A 19,036-nucleotide genomic window follows, 5' to 3' on the forward strand; every position below is an offset into this window, starting at 1 on the left:
AAATGCCTGGGGCCCCGGGGGAAATCTCTAGGCACGGGGTCGTAAACCCGCGGGCTCTTAAAGGGCAGGGGACAGACCACGTTTACGCAGAGTTCGGGGAGGCTCAGGCGCACGGAGCGAGCAGTGATTTCGTTGGTAGGCCAAGAAGGGATAGTCGAGAACTTAATCTGATCGTTACGTGCGGCGGCTACTACAGCGTCTAGCCACCTCACCGATTAATGCTTACCATACCTCCCATCTCGTATTACCGCGGCTGCTGAACCCGGTACTCACGAGGAAATGACCATGGAAAGAACCCGTAGCTGGAGACGCGCACAGTCCCGTAAACATGGTTGGCACGAAGCGGTTCGCCCGCAGGACGTCAGGCCAGAAAAGAACTGGAAGCTGATATATACCCGTGCCGACAAACTGCACAGGGCACGCCAACTCGGCATGAGCTATCCCATCCGCACCACTCGCCAACTGTTGGATCAAGAGTGACTAACCTCCTGTTCGTCTGCAGCCGCAACCAATGGCGTAGCCCTACGGCGGAAGCGATCTGGCGCCGTCGTCCTGGTTTCGGCGCTCGTTCGGCGGGCACTAGCCCGAACGCACGCAAGCCTATCGGCCCAGCGGATATCCGTTGGGCCGATGTCATCTTTGTGATGGAGCGCAAGCACGAGCAGCGTCTACGGGCAGAGTACGCTCGGCTGCTTGAGCACAAGCGGCTTCATGTTCTGGATATTCCCGATGATTACCGTTACATGGATCCTGAACTGGTGGACCTGCTCGTAGACAGCGTGATGTCTTACCTAGCAACCTTGGTTGGTGGCATAGATAGATAGCTTCCTCCAAGGATACTGGTGTTTTTTCGTGGTCCTGATGTTTGAGTCAACGAGGACAGATTTATCTATTCCCTCTGACCGACCCCTTTCCCGTGCTGACCTATCTGTCGAAGAGAAACAGCGTCGGCGTGGGCCTACAGACGCCGGACAGTCAGAGCTCGCCAGCCCACATCGCCTTGCGCCTTTGCCTACAACTACGCCAGAATCCGCCGGCTTGTCCGCCTTGGGCTGCGTCGGTAGTTTGGGACCTGTCACTGCTCATCAGTGATCGGGTTTAGTCGCCCAGGGTGAAACAGGTTGTGCAAGGCGTCATCCAGTCGGGATTCCCATCCTGCACTCGATGGTGGCTGTGCGCAGGGCGTCCTCGGACGCGCCGGTTTCTTGTTTCCCCGGTCGACTAACCTGCGTACAGCTGCCTCCCATCGTTTAGTCGCGAGCGGGTGATGGCTCCAACTACAAGGAAGCAAGATAATGGCAAAAGATACTCCGAATCCTCCCGATACGAACGAACACGTCTCCCGTGCTCAGTCTGCCCGCAACAAGAAAATCGATGACGCTGCCACGCGAGCGTTGGATTTTTACCTGAAACCCAAGCCTAAGAGCGAAACGTCTGACAAGACCGACTCCATTTTTCGGATTGATCCGAGTGTGGATTCTGAGTGTTTGCTTGCGAACCTCAGTGAGAATCTGGCTTCGGCGAACGCGATGATCAGTGATCTGGCGTTTGACCTGGATGGGTCGCGGCGGCGTGTTGCGATGGGGATTTTGCAGGTGATTGAGGTGAGTGAGCTGTTGGCGAATCGGGCGCTAGATATTGTTGAGGTGAGATAGGGCTGCCGCACTACGTGCCGCCCGGATCAAAAAAGGTCTTGCTAGCAAGACCTTTTTTTCCGAGGGAGACTCGCTCGGGTGATAAAACATAAGGCCTGCGGCGCATTTTGATAGTTAGGGATACAAACTGGGATACAAGCCGAGTGCGGCTGCGTCAAATGATGACTAAGCCTCTCACCTGTATTTCTTTCGGTCTAGTGGTCGACTTTTCTCAGCCGCTCTATTTTTTCATCATACGGTGTGTAGCTTGACCTGCCGTCAAACATGTCCTCGGTGATCAGCAGCTTGTACTCCGCGCATGTCTGCCATTGCATATCAGATGAGGAGACGATTTGGAGCGTCAACGTCATCTCGCCGCTTTCCTTATGATCCCACCGATCACTTTCTAGAACTGCGTGCAAATCCTTCTGATCGTTAGCGCCCAGTGTCGATGGATACCACTCTCGAAGAATTGCGGTTTTGAGCCATTCGAATCGTTCGCCACGGCTTTGATTAAATTCTGCGTAGTCGACTATCCATTTTGGATAGAAGACAAATTTTCGATGGGTCCTATGGCTGGCCAAGTCACCTATGATCCGTATGTCGAGGACCTCTCCTGGCTTTTTGCCAAGATTGTAAAACGACAGCCCGATGTCGAAGCTAGGAATCCACCAGCTTTTCCTTTCTTTATCCCCAGAGATCTGGGGGGTGATCTTGTACAGACGAAAAGTTGGTGTGTCGTGAGATAGCTTCAGTTCGAAAGGCTTCAGGCTGTTCAGCCACAGTGATACGAGCGATGTCAGAAGCGCGAGGCCGCTCACTATTAATGCTAGTCCGGCAGTAGTCATCAATTTATGCCTAGGTAATAGGATGATTTGGAGTGCCGGTAATGATAGCAATACGCCTTTCGTTCGCTACAGCGGTTTTGACTGCCGGGGCCCCTGGAGATTACGCCTCTTCACGGGGTCGGAAACCCGCGGGATCTTGGTAGGGACAGAGATTGCAGCTTACTGAAATTTCAACGTTGAAATTGAAAGGATCCTGACGAAAAAAGGGGATCGTTACCGCAACGGTAAAGGTGAGTCATTGTGTTGTTGATAGCGAACGGTTTAACCCGGTCAACCTTGGGGATGGTGTCAACCACGTCAACCTGTCAACCGACGTAGAAAACTCAGTCGCTAACAAAATGCTGCGGGTTCTTTGCCCCGTACCCATTCGAAATGCCCAGGGTCCCCGGCGAGCTACCAAGCGATAGGGCAAATGCACAGGTGAACCACCAGTTCACCAGGTTCACCTGTTCACTAAGCTGTGCACTTTTCGCTAACACGATCACGCGGGTTTCCGACCCCGTGTCTTAAAGAAACCTCAGGGTCCCCAGCAAAATTTTGGAACTGCTCCTGACGTTCGCTGATGGCATTGATGCTTCCGGGGAGCGGGGGAATACGCATCCCTCTGAAAAGCAGTGTTACGAACGTTACAGGTGTAACGGCTTTCGATAACTATTTGTATTTGTTGGAGATTGTCGGCGTAACACTGTGTTTTAACATGAATTTTTAAGAGTGTTACTAAGCCAATTCGTGTAACGCTTCAGAGCTCTGACGTAGACCCAAAGAAGCTCGTCAAACTCTCGCCTGCCTATCAGCAACGATTGGTAGTTAGGTTGAGCACTCTGCTAGGCGTCAGCAAGCTTTCAGCGATTAGCCCGCTGGTGTGATAGGCCGCTACCGGCCAAAAGCGGACACTCAAAGATGCTAACGAAACCAGGGAACGTAATCCTCCTCGACGCCAGTAGGGTCTCTGGGCAGGAATGCGCTTTCTCCACTACCTACTTATCGTCGCCTCCTCGGCTCTGATGGCCAGCTATGCCTTACTGTGGCTGACTAGGCCTACATCTCTTTTAAATGATCTGGCTTAAACCAGTAATTACAGGTCATGGCAATCGACGCATCACTTAGAGCAAATGGCTTCTTCGCCGCCCCTTTGGAGTCAGAATTGTTGCTCGCTGCATCGCTCGAGTTACGGCTACTCTCATAGTCAAGCGGGCTTGCCTTTCGCGCTCAGCGGAGGGGTTGTCAGTCAGGTATCGGCCTTTCATCAGCCCTTCGTAAAGAAGGACTTCGGTGAACTCCTTGCCTTTCGACTTATGCATAGTCATCAGGTGGATACCTTTCCACTCCTTTGTCGCAGCTTGGAAATGCTCCTGCAGGAGTGCATCTCGAACGAAGCTCTCGGCACCAGTATAGCTCTGCGTGCTCCTCCAAACTTCCCCTAGACGGCCACGCAGCAGAGTTCCTTTACCGAGTAATCGAACAAAGCGACCATCAGCTGCGATCTGTTTGATTTCAGCGCAGGCGCTGGCATCCAAGAGCTTGCGCACGGCGATCCAGTCGGCAGCAGGATCGCCTGACAGTTCTAGCTGCATACGCTGCTGCGAGATTTCCTGCGCAGCCGCCAACACCCTTTTATGGGCAATTTTCTTCAGCTCCTGCCCTGCAGCCACACCGTCTATCGCGTCGACAAGATCTAAGTTTGGCTTGCTTGGTTTTTTTTCACCTCGCCGGCCGCGAACGTGGGCACACAGATTCCCAAGTAGTTTCAATGTGATCGATTCGGCGTGTGGCCCCCCCTCTAGGAGGGCCGCAATGGTCACAGCGGCCAGGGCAGCAGCTTCTTGGTCGAACGCCACGTCATGGGGAATGCGTGGTAGCTCATCAGCGTCGCTGGAGAGGTAAGCGGATACCTCTGCCATGAAGTCTTTGCTCGGTACCAAGATGGTCAAGGACCAATTTCTACCGCCCTTCAACAAGCGGCGTATGATGCCGAGCACCACCCTCTTGAAGTCCAGGTGCAGCTGGCCTTTGCGGGGTGTATACGTTTGCACCGCGACATTATTGTAGGCCTTGCCCTTATTCACCCCATTCATTAAGTCGTTTCCGAACTGCACGATGTCCGTTCCGTTGCTTCGGTGGTTCTCTAATCCAAAGTTGAAAGCGTCCGGATTGAAAGCATCTTGGTATTCCTGGATCCGGGCCGCATTCGCTCCGCGGAACTCATAAATACGTTGCTCAGGATCAGCTAGCGCCATGACTTGGCTGTGTGGCGTAAGCGCACGTATGAACCGCCACTCATCTTCGTTAGTGTCTTGGAACTCATCCAAGATGATCAGGGGATAGCTTGATCCGTAGATGCGCTGCAGCGCTTTACTGCTCTCAAGCAGCAGGGCTGCGTTGCTCGCGAAAAGGTCGAAATGAAGCAACCCATCCTCTGCCAGCAGCCGTTGCTTTTCGGCCTCTCGCTGATCCTCGGGAAGGCTGGACAACCGAGATGCCGCTTCTGGCGGGGGTAGAAGAGTTATCGGGCTACCTGCACGCAACAGATACCCGTGGCTGCGCAGTAGCCCCCAGGTGAAACCATGGTAGGTATTGACCTCAAGCTTGCCGCGCTCTAACGCCGGCAAAAGCTTTCCCGCATGTTCGGCTACCCTCGCGACAGTTGCCCTGGCGAAGCTGAGAAAAAGCACCCGCTGGCCGGTTTTCAATTGCTGCTCGCCGATCAGCACTTCCGCTTTTAGTAGGGCTACGGTGGTTTTTCCTGACCCAGGTCCTCCAAGGACAAGCATGTGTCTTGGACAGCAGATAACCGTGTTACGAGTGTCGTCTAGCTCTAACATTGCCGCTCCTAGATCAAATCAAGAACATCGTCCAGGAGATCTGGGGCAGCTGGCTTTGGAGGAATGACCGACGCACAGATTCTGGCCAACGTATCTACAATGAACAAAGGCAACTGGCCTTGATTGGTGGCAGTGCAAAGTAACGCTGCAGCGGCTCCATCACCTTTCCAACGTTTCAGCAGCACGCTCAATACCGCCTTTAGCTCGTCAACGGTGGTTTGATTTGTTGGTACCCTTTCTCTGAGATCTGGTGGCCAAGATTCACTGGCGACCAGATCGGCAGCATACTTGCGAAGAACAGCCACATCGGTTCCGTTGAGAACGACATTCTCAAACCCTGTTTCGGGAGCCTCGTAAGGGAAGTCAACCGACTCGGTAATAGCCTGCCGCTGTGCCGGCTCTTGTTGATCGAAGACTGCGTACACCGTTTTCCCTAAGCCACGGTAGTAAGCCCCCATAGCAGCTATCTGGGAGTCGCTACCGGCATCCAGGATGGGGATCCCTAAAGCCTCTAAAGGCATGAATCGGTCAGGATCTTCCTTGTGGAGCATGCGAGCCACTGCGGGCCAGGCATCGTATTCAGTGCGTCCCTCTGCAAGAAGCACACGCCGTGCGAGCAACGCTTCACAGACCCGCTGTCGGATATCTTGCCTATAGAGCTTGGCTTTGATGCCAGGTGGCATCCCGGCCGCGCGTGCCTGCAGATGCCCTTCCTCCCGACTAACTACGACGATCTGCTGTGGGCTGAACTCTTCAAGAACGTACGGAGAGTGCGACGTGAACAGGGCTTGAGCTGACTTACCCCGGACGCCATTGATGATGCGTTTTTGGATATGGGGAGGGATGGCAATTTCTGGCTCCTCCATCGCAAAGATGACGTTCTGCTTCAGCTCTGCGATAAGTGATAACAGCGCCAAAACCATCATGTTTATCGTTCCGGTGCCCTGATGTTGGAACGGGGCGGCATGTTCGCTGCCGTCGCTACGTTGAGCACCGGTGGCCATGAACACTGTGAGTGTTCGACGGAGGGACTCTCTCGTGAGGTCAGATACCCGCATGTGGGGATCAGCACCGCCATCTGACGGCATGTAGTTCCTGACAGAGGCCTGCACACTTGAAAGGATGTTGCTGATCCCTAGCTCCGGCTTTTCGGCAACCTCAAGGTCACGAAGCTCGACAAGCAAGTCCTCCCAAATCTTGAAGTTTTTTTCCTGCTGCAGCCTCAGAATGATGTCGAGCAACGAGCCCCGCTCTAGGCTTAAAGCTCGACTTCCGGTCCGCACGGTCCGAAGGTAAAGGAACCCACACTCCCGCTTGTCGGTGTTGCGAAAGGCATCAAATGTGCCGTCTTGCTTTGCGGGAGACGCGAAGTAAGTTGAGCCGATGAAATCATCTTCCTCGGCATCATATCCACCGGTGAAACCAACGCGTAGGCAGGACTGGACACCTTCGGCATCTGTCCCCTGAGCGGGAGGTCCCTCGAGAACCGCAGAGTGCTCGTTATCCCACCATTCAAGATGGTCTCTGAAGCGCATTTCCTGGTCGGCATTCAACCCAGTAATCACGAGCTCAATGCTAATAGGGACAGGCTGCCCTTCTGGGCCAATGTATTCGCTAGCGTAGAAATCGTGTTCATCAATAACCGGGCGACGTGACAAGCGCTCCGGCCCCAGAACAAGGTCGATAGCTTCGAGAAGAGTGGACTTCCCTATGTTGTTGTCGCCGACGATCACCGCGTGATCAGGAAGAAGAATCTCTGCAGTTCTAATCCCTCGAAAATTTTTTACTTTCAAGCTTGCAACACGCATGTCATCCCTCTTCCCTTGCGCTGATTTCGATCCCACCCCAAGGATAGCGTCTAAGCAAGCACATGCTGTTAATTTCGAAGGGGTACTGAAACGTGCCGATAACTCTCACTGCAGGCATGAGCAACATCTCTCCGAGCAGTCATACAGTACCGCCCTCTGATCCGCGAGCCTGGCGCCGTTAAGGCGTTTCGTCGGCATCTGTTGGAAAGACCGCTTCTGAGCTGAACGGTCGTTGGCCGGGAGCGGATCAGGTCGAATGTCCGCTTTTGGCCGAAAAAGGACGTTCGATCACTCCGATGATGGATTGGGCGTATTAGTCCGCCCGCTTCCCGCCCCGCTGGCTAACACCTCGAATCCAATTTGTTTTATAGCAATCTTTAAGTATGCGATTACTACCCGCCGAAGGCACTGCCGGGAGGCCTAAGCATGCGCTTATCTCGCTTGAATCTGACCTATTCTATTGCCTATGAAATTCGCTTACGATTCTGATTACGCCGTCAACAATCGTTTTCGCCATTCCTCTGGAAACTTCTAGCCCCTCCTTCGAATGGACAATGCCGTTCCTAAGCTGAATCCAGTCTTGAAGGTTTGGTAGCGCTTCTCCACTGATCAGGCCGCGATTAACCGCACTTTTTATCATCCCAATCAGAGACAGGTGGAGCTTCAAAGCAGTTTCTTCATCTCCGATCCGCAAAACCTTTCGCAGCTCGCCTTCAAGGTACGTGATGGCGGAAACTATAGCTGCGCGGTATGCCTTGACTCTAAAAAGCCGGCGCGCCTCGTCTAACTGGGAATCACCGTCGGAGGGAAGCGCCCGTTCAAGGGTTAGGACCAGGTTGCGAGCAAAATCCTCTGATTGAGAGGTTAAAAGATCGGGGCGGTAGATCGCCATTACCCCTTCTAATGCGGTGGGTAATTGCTGCCCTTCTCTCATGACCACAATCAGCGTGAGCGGCCTCCCCTCACGCCTCCTAGACGCAGCACGGTTAAGCGCCATTTTTAGCTCAACTATTGTCCAGTTAGACGATAGATCAATGACCATGGCAATTGATCTATCAATTAGCGCATCAAGCTTGGCGATGACCATATCACCTGGGGAAATCACCCCATCCGCCGTTATCGGGACGAGGTTGATGTCCTCAAGAGCTGGGAAGACTTGATCTTTATAGAACGGTAAAACATCTAACGGTAACGAAAAGAAGCAAAGCCGTGAGGACGCTGACCTCGGCAGCGACAGCTCCTGCATTGCCCTCTCCTCGGTCGCCTTCATCACCGTGAAGGCTTTGTCTCTCAAAAGCTCCCGAAGCTCATCGAATGCGACGGCAAGGATCTCCCCGTATTTGTCTCGGGTACCTGGCAGGTTTATCACCTTCACTCCACGACGCTCGAATCGAGAGACATCGGATTGATTCGCGCCAACAACGATGGTGTAGGCAAATCGCCTGGTACGCCCTAAACGCTGTGTTACCACGTGCCAGATTTGCCGAAAATCTGGATCGTCAAGGCTATATCCAACCAATACCGCTGTCTTGGTGATCAGAAGGTTCGCGAGATAGGTTGCAAAGAGCGGGTAGTTCGCTAGGAAACCGTCGTAATCGGCTTCTGTAACCACCATCCTTCTAGGGTGGTGAAGATCGCCATGCAGTTTCAGCAAGTTTACCCCCGCCTTAGAGGAATTCAGCGACAGCTGTTCCTCTTCAAGGATGGGATAGACGGTATTGGGCCCTAGACGGTATTCCTGCTCCAGCAGAAAATCGAAGTTCGTTGTGCAAACGATATCGAATGGAATGGAGCAAAAGCTCTTGTGTGCTTTCCCTGGTTGCGCCTCGTGGATAAGCAGCACTTGTGTGAGCTTGTCCATTAACCTCGCACGGCCAAGCTCATGCTCATAAGCTGAGATTGCGTCTAGGGCTCCACTGGAGCTGAAATCAATCAAGTCCTCCTCCAGAAGCTTCCCTAGCTCACCCCAAAGCGGCGGTCTTTGACCCGATGTGACATGTGCATTAAGAGACATTCCGGCACCGATAATTGGCAGCCACCTGCCGTTCACCAGGTCGTCTAGAACCGGCTTGGGGAAATACTTGAGGTAAGTTGTGGCCACTGCGAAATCCTCCTTGAGCAGCGTCGGACGATATCAGTAATGGCATTTAGATGCCAAATTAGCCTCGTTGAAAAGCCATCCAGTTGAGGATCGAAGCAGCAACGACGTTCTTCAACGCTTGATGCACTTGCCGCCCTTTATAGCAGGCTGCTATCGGCCAAAAGCGGCCCTTAGTTGACTACAAAATGAGGAGCGATTCACCAGTTCCAAACTGGTGCCAGGCGCAACTGACCGTCTCGATGCCGCTGCGGGCGGCCCCGTTGGTGATGGTCATGCTGGTTCGTTGTGAAAAAAGGTCGGCCTGGCGGTTCATATGTAGCTCAGAAGATGGTCGTCTGCTCGCCGCCAAGGGTGGGCAGAAGCTAGGTCATGAGTAAAAGCACCGCTGCTAGTAATGCTGCGGAGCAATTTTCGAATTGGAAAGATCGCTGCCAGTCGTCTATAAGCGTAGTGGCAATGTGCCTGCGGCTACGACAAGGAAACATCAAATGGAAAAGATGCTTGCGTTATTACTTGGATTTAGCTTTTTGACTGGTTGTCAATCTATGCGACCTCAAACTCTTGGGGAGTTATCGTCGGGGTATACATACATTCCAGTTGATCCGTTCTCGGTTCAAACTGTGCCGGGAGATAGCTGTAAGAGGGAGGAGCTTCATTCAAATTTTCCGGTAGAAAAAGGCTTCCTTCTTGATGGGAAGCCTGTTTACAGAGAAATAATGGGATCACTTCCAGACAACTCAGTCAGGATGCTTGTTGAGCAATTTGATAGTAAAGGCAATGTCTCATATGGCGCAGGTAAGGTTGGAGGTAAAGCGGAAAGTTATCGTGTGACAGTGGACTACATTAATGCCGACACGGTAAATCAAGAGTTCTGGATATCCAAGACGATGTTGACTCGAGAAGGTAAGAGAGTTGAGGTGCCTCTAGCTGAGTTGCCAAGCTTCTTTAGATATGCTTCAGGCTCTGAGCAGTATCGGGTGTCTAGGACTGATCCAGGGGATAGTGGCTACACTAAATATAATGTCCCGATTTATGTTGGTGTCGGGCTGCGCGCTATTGCTGATGTTCGTGTTTTGGAGTCCAAGGCAAACATCTCTGGTATTGGTGTTATCGGTGCAGAGGCGGAGGATAAACGCTTAAGTGGAACTTTGATCGTTCAAACTCTTGGCGTGAGTGGAAAATCGATAACTGGTGCATTGCCGGTTCAAAGTGAGCTTAATAGAACTACTGCGCAGAATGCGATAGTTGCTGTTGCCTCTATTAAGACTCTTTTGTATTCGTCTGATGTTGGAAAGTACCCTCGTGTGGTTGGTTTATACATCCCATTCCCTGGTGGAAAGCCCCTGGTAAATGCTCTCATCTCTGAGCTTTCTCAGAAAAGAGTAGAGTGGCCTAGACCATGTGATTGGTATGATGAAACCTCCAACAAGAAGATACTTTAAGTATCTAGAGGGAGCCCAGGTACAGCAGGTGTAAACCAGGGATGTCTACCGGAGCTGGGGTAGCCCATTGAGGAGTCGCATAGGCAGCAGTCAATGGCTGCTTCTGGCCGATATGAGCCGTTAGCATTAACCGTTTTCGAGCCCGAAGCACACTTTGACGTATGGGAGCGCTTGCCCGTCCGGCGAGTCAGTTAATCCCTCAAACTAGCATACGCGGCTAGAAGTGCTATTTGGCTCTCAGTACCGTGCGAGCGAACAAATCCCTGCATGGCTTCGGACAGTGGGGGTTCGATGAAAAAATTCCCGTACCGCTCTACGAGTCCAGACCAATGCGCTTTAAGCAGCCCTTGACCCCGGTATTTGGGGGCGATCCATACCCACGCAAGCGTCCACTCTACGCCGCCCGGCCCCGGATGCTCATTCGAGAATGCACATGCACCAGCGATGGTGCCGTCTGGTCCGGCCGGGAACAGGTGTCCGTGCCAGCCAAACTTCACCGGGTTTACATCGTCCCCTGCCCATTGAACGAAGTCGTATCGGAATTCGCGCTTGAATTTGACAGCACGCCGGTACACCTCCTTTTGCATCCACATAGGAGCCTTTGAGTCGATAATTATGGGCTGATCTGTCTCCACCAGGCGTTTGGCGAATCTGGTGTTTGGAACTGGATCCAGCAATTGTGCGGCTCGGCGATGGACTTGCCGATGTATCCTAGTCTCCGCCGGCGTGTTGGACAGATATGACAAGCCGCAGTAGTCACACTCAATGCTTTCCTGTTTGAGCTGGCGGTGCTTGGGGCCCCTCACTTCCAAGGATAGGGCTTGACCATCCTGTCTAACCATCTTGTAGCGGTAACCCGTAGGGCTCCGGAAGGTCTCCACCGACTCAGTGCCCGGAACGCGCTTGGCGGTTGACCTGATGACCATAAGCCGCCTGCCAGTCCACAGCTTGTAGGTCAGAATCGAATGCTCGGCTTCTGTGAGCAGCGTTCGCATCTCAAGCCCCGGAAGAAGTTCATCCACCAACAACGCGGCGGAGACCATGATTCCGAGCTGTTCCATGTAAACGAGTAGGCCAACTGCGTCAGTCACTTGGAAACCGAAGAAGCCGCACGTGTCATCACCGATGTGCTGCGGCCTATACAGCAGATTGCGGGCAGGGATATCCGCCTGTTCGGCCAGCCACTCGATGTAATGCTCGATCCGTCCGTAATTGCGGCCTTCAGTCAACAGTGCGTAGTCGCCAAGATCAGTGATCGTCACGCCGTTGTCCCGAAGCATTTTCGTTTCGTAGGGTGAAAGCCGAGTTCTGGTTGTGGGCGCCGGCCGGATCTCTTTGACCAATTTAAACAGGCCTTCCAGCATCTCGCTGGATTCTTCGCCGGTCATTGTAGCTCCCATGGCGCCGCTGGCGCCCCTTGTTGGCAAACAGCTCGAAAGGATACCGCTGATGGTATCTCTGATGCTTGCTCGATCATTGAAGTGCTCACTGTTGAGGTCTAATGCCTTGATCTTAACCGTGTATAGAAATCGCAGGGATTTGAGGGCGGCACCTTTAATTAATTGGGGGATCTGGCGGGCGAGCAAGTGCACCGGCAGAGTACCGGGAAGCACCGCTCCACCCCAAGAAGAGCTGTCGCCTGTGTTGGCTTTGTGGCGTAAAACTGACTACGACGAATGGCTGCATTTGGCCGATAACGGTTGTTCGTGAGCAGCTGTTATCGGCCAGTAGCGAATGTTTGGAAACTGTACTTCGACCGCGAAAAAGTTTGATGCCATATCTAAGCGTCCCACCATTCCGAATTGATGCGACTTATTTATTGACTACTCGATCTAGCATCAGCCAACAACTTGTTTAGTTTTTTCCAATGGGAGCGCAACTGCTTCCTAATTGATTGGGAATCCATAATATTCGCAGCCCTAAACCCATATGATATGAAGTTTCTGCGCCCAAGGTAGCTATAGCCTCTATAGATAGTACGAAGGAAAAGTTCTCGCGGAGGCTCCCCCCTTCCAGCCCGGAGCTCATTGCAACGATCCATCGCTTTCTTGCTTACCCAGATACGCTTGCGAAGCTTCTTATAATATCTCGTTATCGAGGAGGAGCGAATATGCTCACGTTGCCCATCAAACGAAAAACCAAGGTAGTGCAACGGCTTTTCAGAGCGAAGTTTACCAGCAGCATCAAACGCAAATTGTCTAATTTCCGTTTTCTTCTCCTGCAAATTCAACCCCAGCTTTCTAATTTCATCATTCACATACTCATAAATTTCATCCTCCTTTTCCGGATCACATATGACGAGTATGTCGTCGCAATAACGATAGAAGACTGACTCTGTCAAGGACAATTTGGAAAGTAAAGCGAGATCAAACTCCAACATATAGATGTTGGACAGGAGCGCACTTATTGGAGATCCTTGCGGAATGCCGCGTGACTCGGGATTGGTAGCAAGAAGTCCACCACCTCTCACATCATCACGAAATCGCTTGGCCGAGCAGAGACGCTTATCCTCAACTCGTGGATTATGGATAGACACACCGAGCTTATCATAGAGGGCGACTTTATCGACGCGAGAGCTTTTGGTGATCGATTTGAAAACCGCAAAATGGTCGGTTGGAAGTTTCCCGACTCCTAGCAATTTTGCCCAAGCTGCCTTCAACCGTGAATGATCAAGACGATCAAAGAATTTTTCAACGTCGAATGCAAGAACGCAGCACTCTCCCTTAGCCTTGATCTCGCAGAACGCATCATGTGCAAAATGAATATTGCTTTTTCCGTCAATGGAACGAAAAGCCAATATCGACGTATGCAAGCCACGTCGCACTAGCTCCTTTTCATACAGCTGGCTTAAAACGAAGCAGTAATAAGCATATATGTGCGAGTCCAAGTGGGCCGAGTAACTGATTGGCCTAGGCTTGGGATTTTTTACGAACACACCACGATCATTATCTAACCGATACTTCAAAATAACTGAGGTGTAGGTGATAAAAGGATAAAACGAATGAGCTGCGACTTTCTGAGGAGATGAAACATAATCCAGTGCAGCTTTCTGACCAACAGGACGATCAAAGTGAAGATACTTTCTAGGCTTGTACCACGGCAACTCGTCCATACTCACACCTTGATAAGCCAACCGGTGGGACTAGGATGGCGGCAATCCCTAAACCGCCCCACCGGCTAAACTTAATGCTCTAAACATTATCCATCTTTTCAGACTAGGCCGCGTATTGCTAGAGTTGACGTATAGTGTCAGTATCACGATTACATCTGGAGGTTCTCAATGAAGAGATTCCGCGTGTTGTTGTTCGCCATGTGTTTCCCGCTGATAAATAATAATCATGGGTGGCTTGACAACTTGTGATCCACCTCATGGCCTAACGCCACAAGCACTCTGAATCTAGCACAGGGAATGCGATCGCGCCTAGGGAGCGAAGCATATTTTTCGCCCCTAGCTCCGCCTCGAAAAAAACGGCCCTCCAAACATCGCAGCTTTACACCGGAAAAATAAAATGCGGCGCTCTCAAGTGGTTGGGTCCTAGGTGCTTAGCAGTGTGCAACTGGTGTCATCGTGAGCCCGATATTTGAAATTCCCCTAATTTTTAGACACATTCGAACGTCTGCTCCTGGCCGATTCTGTTGAAAAAGTCGGTCTGCCCAAACTGCCTGATCATTGACTGGTGAAAACGCCTTTTTTGCACGCTGCTACGTGAAATCCGAGTCCGGAAGCCCCTGCCAAAAGTAAAGATTTCAATCTCGGACGCGTACTTTTCTGATGCCCAAACCATGGCCGACTTTTTCAACAGAATCGGCCGAAAGCTGCCCTTTCAAATCAATGCGAGGGTGGAACTGAACAGTTAAACCTGTCGGCTTAACCAATTACCTATAGAGCAGGCAGCGGAAGCCAGATAGGCTTCCACGTGCGTTAACTCCGGCGCTTCAATTGCTGATCAATGAGAATCAGCTCTGCTTTGATCGCATTGGCGGTGAGGTTTTGTGTTGCTGTGCTTTTCCCCCAGCGAGAGCCCATGAGCTTGAGCAGGCTGCTCAGATGGGTTTTCCTGGCCTTCAGCGTTTCGGTACGACTGGCGCTGTTCTGCTTGGCAGTGTTCATAGTGCTGATCCTTGGGCAGTGTTTAAACAGCCCACACGCGTAGACTGTTTCAGGTGGGGCAGGTCGTTACAAAGCCAGCACGTCCTGCACGTTGTACCGCACTGAGCGCTCCGACAAATCATTCCAGGCCCAACTGCTAAAATTTTCCCCTTGCTCTGGAACGTTGAGCTTGAGCAGCGCAACAGGATCCCGGTCGATCATTCGACGCGCCGCACAGAGTTGCCCGCCCACATCGAGCAATGCCTGAGCGGCCTCATTCCACTTCTCTTCGAGCACCGTGTTTGCGAGGTGCAGCGCCTTGTTCTCAATTTTTTGATGTTCTTGCTGCGCTTCAGATATGTGCTGATCGATGGTGGTCAGCTCTTGTTCCAGAGCGCTGATCATCAGTTGCTGACGGCGGTTTTGTTCGGCTACCGTCGCGAGGTTTTTGGCGGCTTTTTGAGCATCAGCGTTAGCGGTCTTCTCGCCATCGGTGTCGCCCCACGCGACAGCCTGGGCATAGGCAGTCGCTGCTTCTGTCTCGGCCTGACGAGCCTTCGCCATTTCGTCTGTGGCTTGCTGACGGATTTCATTCAGGCGTGTGCTGACACTCTGGCGCTTTTCGTTGAGCTCGTGCTCATCGGCTTTCCACGTCGCCATGGCGTCGCGGTAGCCCGCCATCAGGGTTTCGTGATTGGCGATGTTTTCGCGTCGAGCAATTTTTTGACTCAGCCGATCAATTTCAAAGTCCAGCGAATCACATTTTCTTTTCCGGTCGGCGTACTGATCCTGCACGTCCCGCTCCCTGCCTCGCTGGATAGACTCGGGGGTGGCTAGAGCGGTCTCATAGTGCAAGAGTTCGGCTCGCAGGCGTTCCACTTCGGAGGTCAGTTGTTCACGGCGGTCTTTCAGTTTTTGGATGTCGTTCATTGTTTCGTCTCTGTGTAATTCGATTGGGTTGGGTTGAGCGGCTGGCGAGGCCGGGAATCAGCCGGCGCTACCTCGATCAGTAGGGATGCCTTCAGGCAGCCCGAGCCTCGCTCTCATCCGTTCCCGGAATCGTCTTCACGATGTAGCAGCGTTGCGGGCCTAGACCGGGCAACCGCACCAAACTCGATGCCTTGCCATCGCCACCAGGTTCCAGCACACCCCGGTGCAGCAGCTCCTTGTTCACAGCGTTGATGTTCATGCCCCGAAAGATCTCGGATCGCCATGCTTCGGGCAGCACGTAGTAGGTGTGGGTGGTGTGCATGGTGTCGCCCATGCCGTGTTCCAGGGTTTTGCGAAAGCCCAGGCGGTCGATGGTGCGGGGACCGTGCTCGTCGATCTTCGCGGCGGCGGTCTCCCAGCGGGTGAAGCGGCTTTCGCCAAAGCGCTCGATGATCTGCCGGAGACGGGCCAAGATCGCATCACCTTCGAGGTTTCCGGCGCCGCCACGCTCATTCAGCCACGCATTCAGGCATACGCGTGCCGCCGTGGTCGCGGTGCCGTCGGGCCACCCGGTGATGCCGAGAGCGGTAGCCAGTTCTCCGGCTGCTGCGGCCAAGCCAAAGCGTGCAGCGGCTCGGTGTGCCTGCCCACTGGCCGACGCGGGGAGCGCTTTGGAAACAAAGCCTTCCAGAGTACGGCGGAGGATGGCTGACCATCCGTGCATCTTGCCGGGCTCGCAGAGGGCCGCCAGAAAGGCGGTGAGTGGCGTGCCGTAGTATTTGGCTACCCGAGCCTTGAGCGCGTCAGAGAGGGCCGCTGCGTCGTCGAAACCACTCAACACATCGAACATGCCGAGGCCTTTACTGGCGTCCGCCGGTACGGCGAGCATGCGCACCTCCATGCCGGCTTTCAGTTCCTTGTTCGCCTCGGCCATGTGCTGCGCCAATGTCTTCTCGCCGGTCGAGAGAAACAGCAGGCGCCACTCCTGTACCTGTCGGCCCGCTTGTCCTCGATCATTGGCGCAAGCCTTGCCGGTGCCGGTGCCGGTGCCGGTGCCGAGCATGTACACCGTTTCACCGATGATGCGCGGGTCGCACATGCCGATTTCATCCAGCACGAGGAATCGAGTGGAATTAGGGGCAGATGTATTTCTCCTGACCGCGGTATTTCGAATCGATAGCTTCTACGGCCCCCCCAACCGCAGCTATCCAACACCGCCCACACTAGCCACAAACTCGATATTCGTGACTCTGCAGGTGCATTGCCGACGGATCGAGCGAGCCTGCGAAGCTCGATTATGCATCCAAATATGCATAAGTGCATATTTTTGTTGATTTCATTGCTGTGCTTTTATACAGTGCTTTTGCCTTGTTCGCTCCCAGCTCTAGAGGCGGAGGGCAACACAGGCACGGAAGCCGTAGGTCTCGATAGAGACCTTAACAGTGCTGATATCCCACTGATCAACAGTGTGATTTCATATTAGGAGAACATCATGTCTACAAACGGAACCATAGAATTACCCCCAATCATAATTACACCTAATCCGCCGCCGCTGCAGCCGCCCAAACCGATACCAGGTGGTGGATACATTGCGAAACCCCAACCATGGGTTAAGGGGGTCGGCCCCATAACCAAGCTTAGTGATTTGCGAATAAATCTAAATCACGACAGTGCGGCAGTTTCCATATTTGTGGTGGCGGCTGGCTCCCTAAAAACAATTGAAGACGCATACAAAGCCAGTGTGCCAAATATTCCTGCCAATCTTGAATTACAAATTAACGCAGCTGCTGGATCAAATGTTAATGAATCGCTACAGGGGCTGAAGAAAAAAAAGGCTTCGATCGATGCCCTTTTGCTGGCCAAGCAAGCTGAGGCTAAGAGTGATACTGCAAAATCCAGATCTTTTTTTGGAAGGGATTTTTTAAGTAAAGACTTTAAGCAGAACGGAGTCGATTTTGCAAATAGGATTTACTCTCGTCGTGATAAGGATGCATATTATAATCTTTTTATCGCGGCTGGTACTGCGGCATACAATGTTAAGGTTTTAACCGAGGAGATTAGAGTTCTCACTGCGAAAACTAAGACTTTCGCGACGAAGATTGCGGTAGCCCAAGCGGCGGAAGAGAAGGCCAAGGCCGAAGCTAAGCGGTTGGCAGAAGAGAAGGCCAAGGCCGAAGCTAAGCGGTTGGCAGAAGAGAAGGCCAAGGCCGAAGCTAAGCGGTTGGCAGAAGAGAAGGCCAAGGCCGAAGCTAAGCGGTTGGCAGAAGAGAAGGCCAAGGCCGAAGCTAAGCGGTTGGCAGAAGAGAAGGCCAAGGCCGAAGCTAAGCGGTTGGCAGAAGAGAAGGCCAAAGCCGAAGCTAAGCGGTTGGCAGAAGAGAAGGCCAAGGCAGACGCCGAGGCTAAGCGATTGGCAGAGGAAAAGGCCAAGGCAGATGACGAATTAAAGGGTGCTATTAAATTTACTGCTGATTTTTACAAAGATGTAAGTGAGAGATTTGGCACGCAGATGTCGACTTTAGCTCAGCAGATGTCTGAGGATGCGAAAGGCAAAGTACTTCGAAGCGCTGATGAAGCTTTGCGAGCGTTCGATCAGTACAAGGATAATCTGAACAAGAAATTTAATGTCACTGATCGGACGGCAATTGCTAACGCTCTTGAGTCGTTAGATAGGGGCGAGTTGGCAAAGAATCTAAATATTTTTGGTAAAGCTTTTGGGTACGTGGGGAAAGCTATTGACGCCATGGATCTGCTTGTCGAAATCAAAAAAGGTTATGAGACTGGTGACTGGAACAGTACGGTATTGAAAGTTGAAACCCTATTTGCCGGCGCAGCCGCGACGGGTCTGATAGCATTTGCATTCGGCCTATCAGTTACCACCCCTATGGGTATTGTTGCATTTGGTCTCATCATGGCGTTGGTAAGTGCATTTATTAATGATGCACGTGTCAAAATGTTTAACGATGCTCTTGATTCGGTTTTGAGCCGATAGCAGAAATGAGAGCGGTCTATTTAGGCCGCTCTCTTCATTCCGAGATATATTAAAAAACCACCGCCCAAAGGTATAGCTGTAGCCATGCATATGAAAAAATATATGACGTAGAGCCCGTTCTTTCCGGGGCTTTCAGTCAATAATCCAGTTGTCCAAAACTCACGACTGGTAAAGCGCAAGCATGTATCTTCAATAAGCTTTCGGGAAAAAGGAAAAAGGAAAGCGCTGCAAAAGGATATGGCTAGATAGCTAAGGTTTACCGCTTCGTATAACGGCTCGTTGTAAAACCAAACGGTTAGGCCCAGTGCGAGTAGGCTGAGGGAAATTAATAGATTGTTAAGGTAATATTTTTTGTTCAAGGGGGCTCTCGAG

General features: G+C 52.2%; 14 protein-coding genes and 1 pseudogene. 5 read left to right on the forward strand and 10 right to left on the reverse strand.

Annotated features, from left to right (window positions below):
* Positions 1 to 285: 285 nt before the first annotated feature.
* The 3 genes from GFU70_RS04770 to GFU70_RS04780 all read left to right on the forward strand — a co-directional run bounded on the left by GFU70_RS04770 (position 286) and on the right by GFU70_RS04780 (position 1,655).
* Complete coding sequence (locus GFU70_RS04770; protein ID WP_153387675.1) at positions 286 to 480, forward strand: hypothetical protein; 195 nt, start codon at positions 286 to 288, stop codon at positions 478 to 480.
* Entirely contained in the window at positions 477 to 824 is a 348-nt protein-coding gene (locus GFU70_RS04775) for a low molecular weight protein tyrosine phosphatase family protein (RefSeq protein ID WP_153387676.1), read from the forward strand. Before GFU70_RS04770 ends, GFU70_RS04775 begins: the two co-directional genes overlap by 4 nt.
* A 471-nt stretch (positions 825 to 1,295) precedes the next feature.
* Complete coding sequence (locus tag GFU70_RS04780) at positions 1,296 to 1,655, forward strand: DUF6124 family protein (RefSeq protein ID WP_153387677.1); 360 nt, start codon at positions 1,296 to 1,298, stop codon at positions 1,653 to 1,655.
* A 194-nt stretch (positions 1,656 to 1,849) separates the two neighbouring features.
* Here GFU70_RS04780 and GFU70_RS04785 read toward each other — a convergent pair whose 3' ends face one another.
* From GFU70_RS04785 to GFU70_RS04800, 4 genes are all read right to left on the reverse strand, one after another.
* A complete protein-coding gene (locus tag GFU70_RS04785; RefSeq protein ID WP_153387678.1) occupies positions 1,850 to 2,482 on the reverse strand; it encodes a hypothetical protein in 633 nt (210 codons plus the stop codon).
* A gap of 1,103 nt (positions 2,483 to 3,585) precedes the next feature.
* A complete protein-coding gene (locus tag GFU70_RS04790) occupies positions 3,586 to 5,304 on the reverse strand; it encodes a UvrD-helicase domain-containing protein (protein WP_153387679.1) in 1,719 nt (572 codons plus the stop codon).
* 8 nt (positions 5,305 to 5,312) lie between these two features.
* Positions 5,313 to 7,112, reverse strand: coding sequence for an ATP-dependent nuclease (locus tag GFU70_RS04795; RefSeq protein WP_153387680.1), 1,800 nt, complete (start codon positions 7,110 to 7,112; stop codon positions 5,313 to 5,315).
* A 457-nt stretch (positions 7,113 to 7,569) separates the two neighbouring features.
* Positions 7,570 to 9,213, reverse strand: a complete 1,644-nt coding sequence (locus GFU70_RS04800) for an SIR2 family NAD-dependent protein deacylase (protein ID WP_153387681.1) — start codon at positions 9,211 to 9,213, stop codon at positions 7,570 to 7,572.
* Between the two features lie 488 nt (positions 9,214 to 9,701).
* On the opposite strand from GFU70_RS04800, the gene GFU70_RS04805 reads away from it, so the two are divergent.
* Positions 9,702 to 10,655 (forward strand): hypothetical protein, encoded by a 954-nt coding sequence (locus tag GFU70_RS04805; RefSeq protein WP_153387452.1) that lies wholly within the window; start codon positions 9,702 to 9,704, stop codon positions 10,653 to 10,655.
* 191 nt (positions 10,656 to 10,846) lie between these two features.
* Here GFU70_RS04805 and GFU70_RS04810 read toward each other — a convergent pair whose 3' ends face one another.
* From GFU70_RS04810 to GFU70_RS04830, 5 genes and pseudogenes are all read right to left on the reverse strand, one after another.
* Positions 10,847 to 12,247, reverse strand: a complete 1,401-nt coding sequence (locus GFU70_RS04810; protein WP_153387682.1) for a hypothetical protein — start codon at positions 12,245 to 12,247, stop codon at positions 10,847 to 10,849.
* A gap of 224 nt (positions 12,248 to 12,471) precedes the next feature.
* Positions 12,472 to 13,767 carry an antiviral reverse transcriptase Drt2 gene (drt2, locus tag GFU70_RS04815; RefSeq protein WP_319017031.1) on the reverse strand — a complete coding sequence of 432 codons (1,296 nt, stop codon included), beginning with the start codon at positions 13,765 to 13,767 and terminating at the stop codon, positions 12,472 to 12,474.
* Between the two features lie 810 nt (positions 13,768 to 14,577).
* Complete coding sequence (locus tag GFU70_RS04820; RefSeq protein ID WP_153387683.1) at positions 14,578 to 14,766, reverse strand: hypothetical protein; 189 nt, start codon at positions 14,764 to 14,766, stop codon at positions 14,578 to 14,580.
* A 66-nt stretch (positions 14,767 to 14,832) separates the two neighbouring features.
* On the reverse strand, positions 14,833 to 15,675 hold the full coding sequence (locus tag GFU70_RS04825) for a chromosome segregation protein SMC (protein ID WP_153387684.1): 843 nt from the start codon (positions 15,673 to 15,675) through the stop codon (positions 14,833 to 14,835).
* A 91-nt stretch (positions 15,676 to 15,766) separates the two neighbouring features.
* Positions 15,767 to 16,801, reverse strand: a pseudogene (locus tag GFU70_RS04830) (DNA/RNA helicase, superfamily II protein); the annotation flags it as partial.
* A gap of 366 nt (positions 16,802 to 17,167) precedes the next feature.
* Here GFU70_RS04830 and GFU70_RS04835 point away from each other — a divergent pair.
* Positions 17,168 to 18,664, forward strand: a complete 1,497-nt coding sequence (locus GFU70_RS04835; RefSeq protein ID WP_193034276.1) for a colicin-like pore-forming protein — start codon at positions 17,168 to 17,170, stop codon at positions 18,662 to 18,664.
* A 20-nt stretch (positions 18,665 to 18,684) separates the two neighbouring features.
* Here GFU70_RS04835 and GFU70_RS29020 read toward each other — a convergent pair whose 3' ends face one another.
* A complete protein-coding gene (locus tag GFU70_RS29020) occupies positions 18,685 to 19,023 on the reverse strand; it encodes a colicin E1 family microcin immunity protein (RefSeq protein WP_116643126.1) in 339 nt (112 codons plus the stop codon).
* Between the last annotated feature and the right edge of the window lie 13 nt (positions 19,024 to 19,036).

This window comes from Pseudomonas brassicacearum, assembly GCF_009601685.2.
Classification (GTDB): Bacteria; Pseudomonadota; Gammaproteobacteria; order Pseudomonadales; family Pseudomonadaceae; genus Aquipseudomonas; species Aquipseudomonas kilonensis_B.

What these genes read in the sequence shown, in the direction of transcription:
- GFU70_RS04770 (WP_153387675.1), top strand. Translation starts at nt 286, where the DNA reads ATGGAAAGAACCCGTAGCTGGAGACGCGCACAGTCCCGTAAACATGGT.
- GFU70_RS04780 (WP_153387677.1), top strand. Translation starts at nt 1,296, where the DNA reads ATGGCAAAAGATACTCCGAATCCTCCCGATACGAACGAACACGTCTCC.
- GFU70_RS04785 (WP_153387678.1), bottom strand. Translation starts at nt 2,482, where the DNA reads ATGACTACTGCCGGACTAGCATTAATAGTGAGCGGCCTCGCGCTTCTG.
- GFU70_RS04790 (WP_153387679.1), bottom strand. Translation starts at nt 5,304, where the DNA reads ATGTTAGAGCTAGACGACACTCGTAACACGGTTATCTGCTGTCCAAGA.
- GFU70_RS04795 (WP_153387680.1), bottom strand. Translation starts at nt 7,112, where the DNA reads ATGCGTGTTGCAAGCTTGAAAGTAAAAAATTTTCGAGGGATTAGAACT.
- GFU70_RS04805 (WP_153387452.1), top strand. Translation starts at nt 9,702, where the DNA reads ATGGAAAAGATGCTTGCGTTATTACTTGGATTTAGCTTTTTGACTGGT.
- drt2 (WP_319017031.1), bottom strand. Translation starts at nt 13,767, where the DNA reads ATGGACGAGTTGCCGTGGTACAAGCCTAGAAAGTATCTTCACTTTGAT.
- GFU70_RS04820 (WP_153387683.1), bottom strand. Translation starts at nt 14,766, where the DNA reads ATGAACACTGCCAAGCAGAACAGCGCCAGTCGTACCGAAACGCTGAAG.
- GFU70_RS04825 (WP_153387684.1), bottom strand. Translation starts at nt 15,675, where the DNA reads ATGAACGACATCCAAAAACTGAAAGACCGCCGTGAACAACTGACCTCC.
- GFU70_RS04835 (WP_193034276.1), top strand. Translation starts at nt 17,168, where the DNA reads ATGTCTACAAACGGAACCATAGAATTACCCCCAATCATAATTACACCT.